At 63.8% G+C, this 13,003-nt stretch carries 11 protein-coding genes; 3 read left to right on the plus strand and 8 right to left on the minus strand.

Annotated elements, in window-relative coordinates; all coding sequences use genetic code 11:
- The first annotated feature begins 92 nt into the window (after positions 1-92).
- Positions 93-1,019 carry an ADP-ribosylglycohydrolase family protein gene (locus AC3RCG_RS13030; RefSeq protein WP_492404812.1) on the plus strand — a complete coding sequence of 309 codons (927 nt, stop codon included), beginning with the start codon at positions 93-95 and terminating at the stop codon, positions 1,017-1,019.
- Here AC3RCG_RS13030 and AC3RCG_RS13035 read toward each other — a convergent pair.
- The 4 genes from AC3RCG_RS13035 to trpS all read right to left on the minus strand — a co-directional run bounded on the left by AC3RCG_RS13035 (position 1,016) and on the right by trpS (position 5,819).
- Positions 1,016-1,747 (minus strand): class I SAM-dependent methyltransferase, encoded by a 732-nt coding sequence (locus AC3RCG_RS13035; RefSeq protein WP_492404814.1) that lies wholly within the window; start codon positions 1,745-1,747, stop codon positions 1,016-1,018. The genes AC3RCG_RS13030 and AC3RCG_RS13035 overlap by 4 nt on opposite strands.
- The gene (locus AC3RCG_RS13040) at positions 1,744-2,985 is read right to left on the minus strand and encodes a voltage-gated chloride channel family protein (RefSeq protein ID WP_492404816.1); all 1,242 of its coding nucleotides are present in this window, start codon (positions 2,983-2,985) and stop codon (positions 1,744-1,746) included. Before AC3RCG_RS13040 ends, AC3RCG_RS13035 begins: the two co-directional genes overlap by 4 nt.
- A gap of 35 nt (positions 2,986-3,020) precedes the next feature.
- The gene (locus tag AC3RCG_RS13045) at positions 3,021-4,610 is read right to left on the minus strand and encodes a pyridoxal-dependent decarboxylase (RefSeq protein WP_492404818.1); all 1,590 of its coding nucleotides are present in this window, start codon (positions 4,608-4,610) and stop codon (positions 3,021-3,023) included.
- A 132-nt stretch (positions 4,611-4,742) separates the two neighbouring features.
- Positions 4,743-5,819, minus strand: coding sequence for a tryptophan--tRNA ligase (gene trpS, locus AC3RCG_RS13050; RefSeq protein WP_230505584.1), 1,077 nt, complete (start codon positions 5,817-5,819; stop codon positions 4,743-4,745).
- A gap of 316 nt (positions 5,820-6,135) precedes the next feature.
- Here trpS and AC3RCG_RS13055 point away from each other — a divergent pair, with 316 nt between their 5' ends.
- On the plus strand, positions 6,136-8,079 hold the full coding sequence (locus AC3RCG_RS13055; protein ID WP_492404820.1) for a CocE/NonD family hydrolase: 1,944 nt from the start codon (positions 6,136-6,138) through the stop codon (positions 8,077-8,079).
- Here AC3RCG_RS13055 and AC3RCG_RS13060 read toward each other — a convergent pair.
- The 4 genes from AC3RCG_RS13060 to AC3RCG_RS13075 form a co-directional block, all read right to left on the minus strand.
- Positions 8,076-8,933 (minus strand): EamA family transporter, encoded by an 858-nt coding sequence (locus AC3RCG_RS13060; protein WP_492404822.1) that lies wholly within the window; start codon positions 8,931-8,933, stop codon positions 8,076-8,078. The genes AC3RCG_RS13055 and AC3RCG_RS13060 overlap by 4 nt on opposite strands.
- A gap of 7 nt (positions 8,934-8,940) precedes the next feature.
- Complete coding sequence (locus AC3RCG_RS13065) at positions 8,941-9,762, minus strand: substrate-binding periplasmic protein (protein WP_492404824.1); 822 nt, start codon at positions 9,760-9,762, stop codon at positions 8,941-8,943.
- 100 nt (positions 9,763-9,862) lie between these two features.
- Complete coding sequence (locus AC3RCG_RS13070; protein ID WP_070311825.1) at positions 9,863-11,146, minus strand: TCR/Tet family MFS transporter; 1,284 nt, start codon at positions 11,144-11,146, stop codon at positions 9,863-9,865.
- A gap of 119 nt (positions 11,147-11,265) precedes the next feature.
- Positions 11,266-11,916 (minus strand): HD domain-containing protein, encoded by a 651-nt coding sequence (locus AC3RCG_RS13075; RefSeq protein WP_230505588.1) that lies wholly within the window; start codon positions 11,914-11,916, stop codon positions 11,266-11,268.
- 327 nt (positions 11,917-12,243) lie between these two features.
- Between AC3RCG_RS13075 and AC3RCG_RS13080 the strand changes: the two genes are divergently transcribed.
- A complete protein-coding gene (locus tag AC3RCG_RS13080) occupies positions 12,244-12,735 on the plus strand; it encodes a chemotaxis protein CheW (RefSeq protein WP_034752308.1) in 492 nt (163 codons plus the stop codon).
- The last annotated feature ends 268 nt before the right edge of the window (positions 12,736-13,003 follow it).

Here is a 13,003-nt window from a genome sequence, read left to right on the forward strand (position 1 = left end):
CGCGATGGCCAGTGCCTGCAGGCGCAGCGTGGCACCTCGTGCTCGTGGCGGAAACCGGATGAGTGTGGCCCGCCAGGAATCCACGGAGAATCATGATGACGTCAACTTTGCACAAACCAACCTTACACAAGCGCTATCTGGGCGCCTTGCTGGGACTTGCCTGCGGCGATGCCGTCGGTACCACAGTGGAATTTTCTCCGCGCGGCAGCTTTGCGCCGGTGACGGGCATGACTGGTGGCGGTCCGTTCGGCTTGCAGCCGGGACAATGGACCGACGATACGTCGATGGCGCTGTGCCTGGCCGAAAGCCTGGTCCAGAAAGGGGCGTTCGATGCGGCGGACCAGATGGTGCGGTACTTGAACTGGTGGCAATGGGGCTACCTGAGTTCCACCGGCACCTGCTTCGATATCGGTGGCACGGTAAGGAGCGCGCTGGCCAGTTTCCAGGAGACGGGCAATCCCTGGAGCGGCTCCGCCGCGCCTGACACGGCGGGCAATGGGTCGCTCATGCGCCTGGTCCCCGTCGTGCTGTTTGCCTATCCCGATGCCGAAGCGGCCATGGCCTGCGCTGCCGACAGTTCCCGCACCACCCACGCGGCGCCGGAAGCCGTCGAAAGCTGCCAGCTGCTCGCCGCCTTGCTGTGCAGCGCGCTGGCCGGCACGGCGAAAGACGCGCTGCTGGACAGTATCGCGTTCCGGCCTGCGGAACCGAAGCTGGTTGAGCTGGCCAGCGGCAGTTTCCTCGCCAAAACGGAGCAACAGATACGCGGCACCGGTTATTGCGTGGAATCGCTGGAAGCGGCGCTCTGGTGCTTCTTCCATACCGACTCACTGGAAGCGGCGGTATTGCGCGCTGTCAATCTGGGCGAAGATGCCGATACGACCGGCGCCATCGTCGGCCAGCTTGCCGGCGCCTATTATGGCGCCCAGGCGATTCCCCCGCTATGGCTGGATGCGCTGGCCATGCGCGACGATATCGAGGAGCTGGCGGGCAAATTGTTCGAGCGGGCCAGGGACTAGCGCAGGCTGCAGCCCACCAGCAGCAGCATCGGCCGCTCGCGCTCTTCCGCCAGGGCCGGCTGCTGCGCCACCTGCGCATCTGTCGGCCCCCATTCTTCCACGTGTTCCAGCTGGAAACCTGCCCGCAGCAGCGCATTGATGGTCGTGCCCAGAGTGCGGTGCTGCTTGATCACGCCGGGCGCCAGCCAGTCCGACACGCGCGGACCTTGCTGGTGGTAGCTGTCGACGGGCCAGCGCTTGCGGCCCTGTCCATCCGTCAGCCAGCCCGGCTGGCGCGGCGCCATGAAGATCGGGTGCTCGATGGAAAACACCAGCTTGCCGCCCGGCTTCAAGCCGTGGCGGATGGCGGCCAGCAAGGTGGCGAAATCCGCGATGTAGTGGAAGGCCAGCGAGCTATAGATCAGGTCGTAGCCGGCTGGCGGCAAGGCCAGTTGTTCCAGATCAAGCCGGGCATAGCTGACAGCCGCATGTTCTCCCATGCCGCCCGCCTGCGCCAGCATCTTTTCCGACACGTCCACGCCCAATACCCGCGCCGCGCCCTGTTCTGCCGCCCAGCGGCAGAACCAGCCATAGCCGCAACCCAGGTCAAGTACTTGCTTGCCTTGCACGTCTGGCAGCATGGCGCGCAGGGCCGGCCATTCGGGCGCGCTGTCGAGGCCGCCGATGGAGCGGGGCAGCTGGCTGTAGGCCGTGAAAAAGGCGTCGTTGTCGTAGATATTTTGTGTCATGGTTCAAGCTCCTTGCGGGCGCTGCGCTTGGCATGGCCGCCGCGCTGCGCCCGGTAAATGCCAGCGTGGCCGGAAAACAGGTAGGCCACGACGCAGGCGATGGCTGCGTACACGCCGATCTCGGCGCCGAACAGCTCCATCGCCATCAGGGTCGAGGCGATCGGCGTGTTGGCGGCGCCCGCGAACACGGCGACGAAGCCGATGGCGGCCAGCAGAGCGAAGGGCTGGTGCAGCAGCGGCCCCAGCGCATTGCCCAGGGTCGCGCCGATGAAGAACAATGGCGTGACTTCACCGCCCTTGAAACCGGTGCCCAGCGAGACGATGGTAAACGCCATCTTGCCGAGGAAATCCCAGGCGGGCAGCGGTTCCTTCAGGGCGTCGACGATGGTGGGGATGCCCAGGCCGATATATTTGTCGGTGCCCAGCAGCCACACGGCGACGGCGACGGCGAGGCCGCCTATCAGCGGGCGCAGCGGGGCGTAGGCAATTTTGCGCTTCATCAAGCCGCTCAAGCCGTGCGTGGCTTGCGCAAACAGTTTACCGGTCACGCCGAACAGCACGCCCGCGACCACCATGGCGGATAAAGTCCAGGCGGAGAGGGCGGGGATCAAGGGCACGGCGTAATGCGTATGCTGAACGCCCCACAGCAAGCCTACCTGGTCGGCGATGACGGCGGCGGCCAGGCAGGGCAGCATGGCTTCGTAGCGCAAGCGGCCGATGGCCAGCACTTCCAGACCGAAGATGGCGCCCGCCAGCGGCGTGCCGAAGACGGAGGCAAAGCCGGCGCTGATGCCGGCCATCAGGATGATGCGGCGGTCTTCATTGTTCAGGCGAAACATGCGCGTGAGCTGGTCGGCCAGCGCGCCGCCCATCTGCACGGCCGTGCCTTCGCGTCCGACGGAGGCGCCGAACAGATGCGAGATGACGGTGGCGCCCAGCACCAGCGGCGCCATGCGCAGCGGAATGATTTTTTTCGGATCGTGGATTTCATCGATGAGCAGGTTCGCGCCGCCCTCGACACTGCTGCCGTAGCGCAGATACAGCCAGCTGACGGCAAAGCCCGCCACGGGCAGCAGCCAGATCAGCCAGGCGCGCGCCAAGCGCGTCGCAGTTGCCCATTCAAGGGCGAACAGGAAACCGGCCGAGGCGGTGCCAGCCAGCACGGCCACGACAAAGGCCAGCAGCAGCCATTTCAACAGATGCTGCAGCAGATCGGTGAGGGCGCTCAGGCGGTGCATCGGTCATCCAGTCATGGGCGATGGGTGGGTGTTTCTTACAGGCCCAGTTCCGCCACCAGCGCCTGGCCGATGGCCCGCTGTTCGGCCAAAATGGCGCGCAGGTGGTGGGGGCGCGTCTTGACATTCGTCATGACCACGCGCAATACATTCGTCGGGCCAGGGTAGCGCGTCGATTCCAGGACCGTGCGCGACACAAAACTGTGGCCTTGCGCCTTTTGGCGGTTTTGCAGCTTGGCGTTCAAGGTGTTCAGTTGCTTGTTCAGCTCGGTCGCCGCCTCGACCTGTCCGCCGGCCAGCAGGCTGTCCATGCGCTGGCGCAAGGGCGCGGGCACGTAGCGGTAGGTGAGAATGAAGGTGTCGGAGCGCGTGACGAGTTCGAAATCCTGCTGGTCGGCCAACAAGTCCTGCAACTGGCCGGACAGGGTGGCCGCCTGCTGCAGCAAGGTCGTGTAGCCGGACACGCCCAGCACCTTGAACGAGGTCCACAGTTTCAAGGCGTCGAAGCGGCGCGAGCCTTCCAGCGAGGTCTGGCCCAGGTCGCCCGAATTGTCGCGCAAGATGTAGTTGGCGTTGTGCTTCAGCAGGTTCAGGCTGGCGCCATCCTTGAACAGCACCATGCTTTGTGCCATCGGCACCCACAGCAATTTATGCCCGTCGATGACGACGGAGTCGGCCAGGGCGATGCCGTCGTACAGCGGGCGGTACTGTTCCGCGATCAGCAGGGCCCCGCCCCAGGCCGCATCCACGTGGAACCAGATGCCTTCCCGCGCGGCAATCGCCGCCATGGCGGCCAGCGGGTCGATGGCGCCCGTTTCCGTCGTGCCGGCGATGCCGATCATGGCGACGACCTTGATATTGCGCAATTTCAAGTCGGCAATCGTCGCTTCCAGCGCGGTGACGTCGATGCGGTTGTCGCGGTCGACGGCCACCAGGTGCAGGGCGTTTTCGCCGAGGCCCAGGGTCGCCAGCGCCTTTTTCACGGAATAATGGCTGCGGGCCGAACCGATCACGGCCAGTCCCGCGTAGCCGGATTCTTGCATGGCGGCAAACAAACCGCGCTTGCGCGTGCCGGGCAATTGTTTTTCCAGCGCCACGGCCAGCGCCGTCAGGTTGCCCATGGTGCCGCCATTGACGACATTGCCCAGCGCGCCGCTGGTGGCGGCCATCGCCTGCGCATAGACGGCGTCCGGCTGCTGGTAGACCTGGCGGTGCAGCCAGCCCAGGATCTGCTTTTCGATCAGGGTCGATACGTACGCCGTCTCGATCTTGACCTGGTTCTGGTTAAGGGTGGCCGTAAACGCTTCGGCCAGCACGCTGATCCAGGGCAAGGCCTGCGTCATGTGGCCGATGTATTGCGGATGGTTCAGCTGGGCCGTATTGGCCAGCACGGTGGTGTCGAGCTCCTGCAGGAATTGCGCCACGGGCATGCCATGCGCGGGCAGGCAAGTGTCGGACAGCTGCGTCAGCAATTCCGCGTACGGCGTGTGCGGATACGGTTCGGCGCGTTCGGCGGCCAGCCAGCCGCCCAGCATGCGCAGCGCCTGCTGCAGGGGCGCAGGCTCCTGTTGCAGCGCATCGATGGAAAAATGCTGCTGCAGCAGCTGTTCGATAGGGGTCTCGGTCATGGCGCGTTGTCTTCTCTACGGATTGCTGGTGCCACGGTGACAAACGAATTGCGCCCAGGCGGAAGCGGGATTTTACCCGACTCCGCCTGAGCGCATCAGTTTGCTATATCAGTTTGCTATTGCTGCTGGCGATCAGAAGTAGTTGAGGCCCAGCGCCGACTTGACTTCGTCGGCCGTGCGGGCCGCCACTTCGCGCGCCTTGAAGGTGCCTTCCTTGAGCATCTGGATGACTTGTCCCTTGTCCTTGGCGAACTCTTCGCGGCGGGCGCGGATCGGCGCCAGCATTTCCTGCAAGACCACATCCAGGCGCTTCTTGACGATGCTGTCGCCCAGGCCGCCGCGCACGTAATGGGCTTTCATTTCGGCCAGCGCGGCTTTTTCCGGATCGAAGGCGTCCAGATAGGTAAACGCGATGTTGCCTTCCAGGTGGCCCGGGTCTTCCACGCGCAGGTGCAGCGGGTCGGTGTAGACTTTTTTCACGGCAGCCGTGATTTCGGCCGGGGTCGCGCCCAGGTTGATGGTGTTGCCCAGCGACTTGCTCATCTTCGCCTTGCCGTCGATGCCGGGCAGGCGGCCGATGTCCGGCACCAGCGCCTTGCATTCCATCAGCACTTCGCGGTTGTACATGCGGTTGAAACGGCGCACGATTTCATTCGTTTGCTCGATCATCGGGATCTGGTCTTCGCCCACGGGCACCACGCCCGCCTTGAATGCCGTGATGTCGGCCGCCTGGCTGGCCGGGTAGGTCAAGAAACCGGCTGGAATGTCGCGCTCGAAGCCGCGCAGGCGGATTTCTTCCTTGACGGTGGGATTGCGCTCGAGGCGCGCCACGGTGACGATGTTCAGGTAGTAAAAGGTCAGCTCGGCCAGTTCCGGGATCTGCGACTGGATGAAGACCGTGGTCTTGCTCGGGTCGATGCCGACGGCCAGGTAGTCGAGCGCCACTTCGACGACGTTGCGGTGCACCTTGTCGATGTCTTCCATATTGTCCGTCAGCGCTTGCGCGTCGGCCAGCATGATGAATTGCTTGTAGTTGTTCTGGTAGCGGACGCGGTCGCGCAGGCTGCCCACGTAGTGACCCAGGTGCAGGGGGCCGGTCGGGCGGTCGCCCGTCAGGATCACGGATTGCGAAGCGATGGCAGCGGGCGACAGCGGTGCTGCCGGTGCGTCGTTCTGGTCTTGGGTATCTGGGGTGTTAGGCAAGCTCATCAAGTTTCCTTTTGAGCCGCCTGCATCGGGGATGATCCAGGCTGAGCCTGTTACGCCACCGATCGAGGCGGCGTGGATCAAATTCACATCACTATAGAGTGGCCGCGCGAAAGTGAGCGGGACCACCAATTCAAGCAGGCGTGTTGTGACGGGATAAATTTCATGGCGTTATGGTTGCAGTTCGGGCGCGTTCTGTCAAGTTGCGTGCCCATATATCTGCTGCGCTGCGTCAGAGGCTAGCCTATTGTGGAACTTGCTTTCCGGGTACTATTGCCATTCGGCCACTTTTGCGTGGCATGAATCATTGGAGAACAGTATGCGCGTGTCGTCCCCCGTCCGGCTCACCGGCCTGGCTTTTGTTATCAGTTCCTTGTTTGCAGTACCGGCGATGGCGCAAACGCCGCCGATGACGCCCGATATCGGCGCCAAGCTGGTGCTGCCCGATATGAATGATTACGTCAAGCGCGTGGTGATGATCCCCATGCGCGACGGCGTCAAGCTGTACACGGTGATCGTCGTGCCGAAAGACGCCAAGCGGGCGCCCATCATGCTCACGCGCACGCCGTACAACGCGGCGCGCCGCGCCCAGCGCGCCACCAGCGCCAGCATGCTGGCCACCTTGCCGCAGGGCGACGATACCCTGGTGGAAAACGGCTACATCCGCGTGTTCCAGGACGTGCGCGGCAAGCATGGCTCGGAAGGCGATTACGTGATGACGCGCCCCGTGCGCGGCCCGCTGAACAATACCAAGGTCGACAACGTGACCGATGCGTGGGACACCATCGATTGGCTGGTGAAAAATGTACCGGAAAGCAATGGCAAGGTGGGCATGCTCGGTTCCTCGTACGAGGGCCATACGGTGCTGATGGCCCTGGTCGATCCGCATCCGGCGCTGAAGGTGGCCATTCCCATGAGCGCCATGGTCGACGGCTGGCGCGGCGACGACTGGTTCCATAACGGCGCCTTCCGCATGCCGAGCTTGTCTTACCTGGCGTGGCAAACGAGCGTGCGCGGCAGCGGTGAGGCGCCCGTGCTGGGCGTCTACGACGACTACGACGCGTATCTGCGCATCGGCTCGGCCGGTGATTTCGCGAAGAAATTTGGCATCGACAAGCTGACCTATACGAAAAAGCTGTTCGAGCATCCGGCTTACGACAGTTACTGGCAAGAACAGGCGCTCGATAAAATCCTGGCCAAGCGTCCGCTGATCGTGCCCACCATGCACGTGGTGGGGCAGTGGGACCAGGAAGACATCTATGGCCCCTACGCCACCTACGCGGCGATGGAAGGGCGCGACAAGCACAACAACCTCAATTACCTGGCCATCGGCCCGTGGCGTCACAGCGGCGTCAACTATGACGGTTCCAGCCTGGGCGCCCTGAAGTTTGACGGCGATACCGCGCGCCAGTTCCGCGAAAAAGTCATGCAGCCATTCCTCAATCAATACCTGAAGGATGGTGCGCCGGAAGCGAACACGGCGCCCGTCGTGTCCTACCAGAGCGGCACCAACCAGTGGCAGCGCCTGCAGCAGTGGCCGCTGGCCTGCGAGACCTGCGACACCAAGCTGACGCCGATCTACCTGCAGGACGGTTCCAGGCTGGGTTTTGCGGCGCCATCGGGCGCTGCGGATGCGGCGCAAGGCGCGTTCGACGAATACGTGGCCGATCCCGCCAAACCCGTACCTTTCGTGCCCCGTCCCGTGCGCCTCGCCGATGCCGACGTGTGGAAGCCATGGCTGGTCAGCGACCAGCGCGGCTATGCGGACCGCACGGACGTGCTCAGCTATGTTTCGGAACCGTTGAAAACGGCCGTGCGCATCGCCGGCGCGCCGATGGTCAACCTGTTCGCGGCCACCAGCGGCACGGATGCCGACTGGGTGGTGAAACTGATCGACGTGTATCCGGACGAAGTACCGTCGCAGCCGGCCATGGGCGGCTACCAGCTGGGCGTGGCCATGGATATCTTCCGCGGGCGCTACCGCGACAGCTTCGAGCACCCGACGCCGATACCGGCGGGCAAAGTGGAGCGCTACCGCTTCGCCTTGCCGAACGCGAATCACGTCTTCCTGCCCGGTCACCGTATTGCCGTGCAAGTACAGTCGAGCTGGTTCCCGCTGTACGACCGCAACCCGCAAAACTACGTGCCGAATATCTTCCTGGCCCAGCCAGGCGATTACAAGAAGGCGACGCAGCGCGTGTACCACGCGGCAGGGGCGGCCAGCGCGATCGAATTGCCGATTGCGCCGCTCGACGCCCGCTAGGCGATGCGCATCAAGACCGCTCCCGCCGCGATCAGGCCGATGGCCACATAGCGGCGGGGGCTGATTTTTTCGCGCAGGAACAGGGCCGCAATGGCGATGGCGAACAGGATCGACGTTTCGCGCAGGGCCGCGATGGCGGCTACGGGCGCCTGCGTCATGGCCCACAGGGCCAGGCCATACGAGGCCAGGGTGCCGAAACCGCCGAAGGCGGCCAAACGCCATTGCGTTTGCGCATAAGCAAGCAGGCCGGCGCGGCGGCGCAGCACCGTCCACAGCAGCAGCCCGGTTCCGTTCAAGACGAAAATCCACATGGTGTAGGCGGCCGGCGCGCCGGACAGGCGCACGCCGATGCCGTCGATCAGGGTATAGCTGGCGATGACGCAGGCGTTGCCCAGCGCAAAGGCGGTGGCGCGTCCCGTGTTTTTCCCGGCGATGGCCGTGACTGGCCGGCGCGCGGCAATATACAGGCCGAGGATGCCCGCGCAGATGCAGGCGATGGCGCCCACTTGCATGGAAGACAGGCGCTCGCCGATCAGCGGCCAGCTGGCCAGCGCCACGATCAGCGGGGCGCTGCCGCGCATCAGCGGGTAGGCGTGGCTCATGTCGCCCGCCTTGTAGGCGGCCGCCAGCAGAGAATAATAGGCGAGCTGCGCCACGGCCGAGGCGGCCAGGTAGGGCCAGCTGGCGGGCGCGGGAGCATCGACGAAGGGCAGGATTGCCAGTGAGATCAGGGCCGCGCCAGCGGAGACGAGCACGGTGGTGAGGAAAGTATCCTTGCCCGACTTGACGATGGCATTCCAGCTGGCATGCAGCAGGGCGGCAAACAGGACGACGGCGACGACGAAACCGGACATGCAGGCCTTAGCGCGGGCGTATGCTCTGCGACAACAGTTCCTGGCGGTGATGGCGCTGGAAGCCTTCCATCAGGGTGCCCGAGCGGCTGGCTTTTTCCAGCAGTTCGCGCAGGGCCGCCTGGTCATCCGCCGTCAGCGACTTGCGCGACAGGTAGACGCCGCTCATGCCCCACGGCAATTCCGGCAAGGCTTCCAGGCGCAGGCGGTCGGCCAGGCCGTACACGCGCGCATCGTTTTGCGCCACGCCGGCCAGGATGGTGGGGCTCATGATGGTGGCGTCGATGAAGCCGCTTTGCATCAGGCGCGCCACGGACAGCGCATCGACCTCGTAGAACAGGCGGCCCTGGCTGCTCAATTCCTTGGCCAGCGCCTGGTAAGAGGCGCCATAGTCGTAGCCGCGCACGAGCGCCACGCGCAAGTCGCGCCGCTCGATCAGTTCCTGCATGGTGTTGATGGGCGCGCGCGTGCCCTGCAGCGAGATCAGCAGGGGCCGGCTGCCCATCAAGGGGATGAACAGGCCGTGCTGGTCGCGCCGCGGCGTGCTGCTGGCGGGAATCAGCATATCGGCCTTGCCCGCCTCGAACATCGCCTCCAGGCGCGCACGGGGCACGGCCGTGAAGATGAAATTGCAGCCGAGCTTGGCGCCAATGCTGCGCAGCAAGTCGGGGTAGATGCCGCCGATGGCGGCGCCATTGACCACCACGCTGGCGCCGATGGCCGAGACGGGCACCTGAATGTCGCGCGAGCATTGCGCGCCCGCCAGGGTCGGCAGCGCCAGCGCCAGCATGGCCACGGTCCGGCGCCAGGCGCTGGAATAAAAGTCAGTCATACCCATCCTTGCTCACCATCGAATCGCGGGCGTCGGCAACGTCCGCTTGATTATCCCATTCTCGCCTATCTATTTCTCAAATGCAATATTATCCTGCCGACTACTTTGTGGTGGAAACCGCAAGTCTGGCCAGGCGCTGCGCCTGGAAGTAGCGCCAGGCCACCACGATGCCCAGGGTTTGCATGATGGCGCACAGATAGAAGGTGCTGCCGATGCGCCAGTCCTGTGCTGGCAAGTGGCTCACCTCGCCGAGGATCATGCTGCCGAGCAAAGGCATGATGATGATGCCCAGGCTGCTGATCGATTGCAGGGAGCCCATCAGTTCACCCTGTTCGCCGGCGTTCGATGATTTCGAGATGATGCCCTGCAGGGCCGGACCGGCGGCAAAGGCCAGCAGGTTGCACAGGATCAGCGCATACATCATCCAGCCCTGCGTCGCCAGCCCGTACAGCAGGTAGGTGAGGGCGCCGGAGGCCATGCCCAGCAGGGACAAACGCACTTCGCCGAAGCGCTTGATGAGGATGCCCAGCAAGCCCGCCTGCACGACGGCCGCGCACAGGCCCACGCAGAACATGGCGATGCCGTTCTGGCGCGGCGTCCAGTCGAAGCGGAAATGCGTGTACAGCACCCACGTGGTGTTGAGCATCATTTGCGCAAACGTCATCAGGCCGAAGGCCAGTACCAGACCGCGGATCTCCACGCGGCGCACCAGTTTCAGCAGGGCGGCAAACGGGTTGATGCGCGCCCAGGTAAAGGGCGCGCGGGGACCGGGCTGCAGCGATTCGGGCACGCAGAAATAGCCGTAGAGGAAATTGGCCGCCGACAGGCCGGCCGCCACGTAAAACGGCAGGCGCAGATTGACCTCGCCCAGCAGGCCGCCCAGCATGGGCCCGCAGATGAAGCCCAGGCCGAAGGCGGCGCCGATCTTGCCGAAACTCTTGGCACGGTTGTCGTGCGTGGAAATATCGGAGGCGTAGGCGGACGCGACCGACATGCTGGCCGACGAGACGCCGCCGATGATGCGGCCGATGAACAGGCAGGCCAGGTTCGGCGCCCAGCCCGTGGCGAGAAAGTTGATGCCCATGCCGGCCATCGAGTACAGCAGCACGGGACGGCGTCCCACGCGGTCGCTGATGGCGCCCAGCATGGGCATGAAGATGAACTGCAGCAAGCCGAAGACGGCCGCCATGATGCCGTACCAGAATGCCTGCGCATCCTTGCCGTCGACAAAGTCGCCGATCAGGATGGGCAGCACGGGCACCACCAGGCCGATGCCCAGCATGTCGATGAAGACGCAGACGAGGATGAAATTGAGATTGCCGGCGCGCGCGGGCGCGGCGGGCGAGGACGGGGAATGGCTGTCGGGGCTGGTTTTATCGGACATGCATGCTTTCGGCGCGTTGGCATCGCGCCGGCGCGTGACAGGATGCTGCTGACGCGCGGCGCGATAGCTGAGGCTTGCATTATAGACAGCATGCGCGTTGCTGGCTATCGCCGCCAAGCTTATGCGCCCATTCCCCATTCGTCGGCAAAGGCGGCGCGGAAATCCGTCAGCACGGCCAGGCGCTGTTCGGCCAGCGCGCGGCCCGCCGCCGTCTGCATCTTGCCGGGCAGCTTGTCGAGCTTGGTGACGATATGGTCGAGTGCGTAGGCCTTGTCGTCGAGCGGGCGATGCGCTGCCAGCGGATCCGTGCCATGCGCCAGCGCGCTATCCATGCGCGCAGCCGTGTAGAACAGGCGCGCCAGTCCGACGGCGCCCAGCGCGTCGATACGGTCGGCATCCTGCACGATCTGCGCTTCGATCGTGTGCGGCGTCAAGTTGGCGGAAAAACTGTGCGTCTCGATGGCGTGGCCCACGCCGGCCAGTTTTTCTGGTGGAAAATCCAGTTCCGTCAGCTGGCGGCAAGCCAGCGCGGCCGCCTGGCGCGAGGCCAGATGGCGCTCGGGGTGGTTTTTCGGCAGGTTGATCAGGTCGTGCAGATAGCAGGCAGCCATCACGGTGAGGGCGTCGGCCTGCGCATATTCCTGCAGCAGAACGCTGGCATTGCGCCAGACGCGGTGCAGGTGGTTGATGTCGTGGGCGCTGTCATCGCCCAGGCCGGCCGAGGCCAGCGCCAGCAGGCGTGGCTGCCATTGGGAAAGCAAAGAATGCATGGTTCACCATCATAAAAAGCGGGGGCCGCCAGTGTGGCATAAAACGCCGCCCCGTGCGGCGGGGAGCGTGACGCCGCGGCGTGCCGTATTCGCCACATAAATTGTATTTTTGAAAAGCCAAAATCAGACGACCGCTCTTTTTTAGTGCATGTAAAATTTACATGGGGTAACATTGCCGCACGGAAATTAGAAGCATAAGCTAATTGCGAGAAAGTATTTGCAAAAACATAGCAGTGGCGGCCATTCCATCGTGCATGGCGCGTCACATCCAAGGTTGCGCGCAGCGTGCCTTGACTGCGCCCCAGGCGAGTTAACGAAAGGATCATCATGAACACCAATTCCAGCGACACTGGCGCCACCGTTGCCAAGGCTGCCGAGTACCTAGCCTTTACCCTGGGCCAGGAAGAGTATGGCATCGACATCCAGAAAGTCAGCGAAATCCGCAGCTATGAAACGCCGACCCGCATCGCCAACGCCCCCGAGTTCGTCAAGGGCGTGGTCAACCTGCGCGGCATCATCGTGCCGATCGTCGACATGCGCATCAAGTTCAACCTGGGCACGCCCAGCTATGACCAGTTTACCGTCGTCATCATCCTCAATATCGGCAACCGCGTCGTCGGCATGGTCGTCGACCGCGTTTCCGACGTCACCACCCTGATGCCGGAACAGATCAAGCCGGCGCCGGACATGGGCCGTTCGATCAACACGGAATACGTGATCGGCCTGGGTACCATCGACGAGCGCATGCTGATCCTGGTCGATATCGACCAGCTGATGTCCAGCGCCGACATGGGCCTGATCGAAAAACTCGCAGCCTAGGCCGCCAGGAAAAGTCCGGGACGGCGTTGCATTGCCCCTGAACATTTCCCGACATCCTAATCCGAGAGGGTTTCTTAAAAACAATTGACTCTCGACATTGCTTGGTTTTTCTGCAAGGCGCACGCTAGCGCATTTCCTGGCGCACGGTTCCGCCGAACCGTGCGCCAGTTTCACTTCAGTTTCACTTTTACACCCGCCTTGACACCGCCGCCAGCCAGCGCGCCAAAGGGAAGCCATCAGCCGTGCGGCATGCTGGCATCAGGGCTTT

This window comes from Janthinobacterium sp. GW823-FHT01H08 (genome assembly GCF_058797855.1).

What these genes read in the sequence shown, in the direction of transcription:
- AC3RCG_RS13045 (WP_492404818.1), bottom strand. Translation starts at nt 4,610, where the DNA reads ATGACCGAGACCCCTATCGAACAGCTGCTGCAGCAGCATTTTTCCATC.
- AC3RCG_RS13075 (WP_230505588.1), bottom strand. Translation starts at nt 11,916, where the DNA reads ATGCATTCTTTGCTTTCCCAATGGCAGCCACGCCTGCTGGCGCTGGCC.
- AC3RCG_RS13055 (WP_492404820.1), top strand. Translation starts at nt 6,136, where the DNA reads ATGCGCGTGTCGTCCCCCGTCCGGCTCACCGGCCTGGCTTTTGTTATC.
- AC3RCG_RS13040 (WP_492404816.1), bottom strand. Translation starts at nt 2,985, where the DNA reads ATGCACCGCCTGAGCGCCCTCACCGATCTGCTGCAGCATCTGTTGAAA.
- AC3RCG_RS13070 (WP_070311825.1), bottom strand. Translation starts at nt 11,146, where the DNA reads ATGTCCGATAAAACCAGCCCCGACAGCCATTCCCCGTCCTCGCCCGCC.
- AC3RCG_RS13065 (WP_492404824.1), bottom strand. Translation starts at nt 9,762, where the DNA reads ATGACTGACTTTTATTCCAGCGCCTGGCGCCGGACCGTGGCCATGCTG.
- AC3RCG_RS13080 (WP_034752308.1), top strand. Translation starts at nt 12,244, where the DNA reads ATGAACACCAATTCCAGCGACACTGGCGCCACCGTTGCCAAGGCTGCC.
- trpS (WP_230505584.1), bottom strand. Translation starts at nt 5,819, where the DNA reads ATGAGCTTGCCTAACACCCCAGATACCCAAGACCAGAACGACGCACCG.
- AC3RCG_RS13035 (WP_492404814.1), bottom strand. Translation starts at nt 1,747, where the DNA reads ATGACACAAAATATCTACGACAACGACGCCTTTTTCACGGCCTACAGC.
- AC3RCG_RS13030 (WP_492404812.1), top strand. Translation starts at nt 93, where the DNA reads ATGATGACGTCAACTTTGCACAAACCAACCTTACACAAGCGCTATCTG.
- AC3RCG_RS13060 (WP_492404822.1), bottom strand. Translation starts at nt 8,933, where the DNA reads ATGTCCGGTTTCGTCGTCGCCGTCGTCCTGTTTGCCGCCCTGCTGCAT.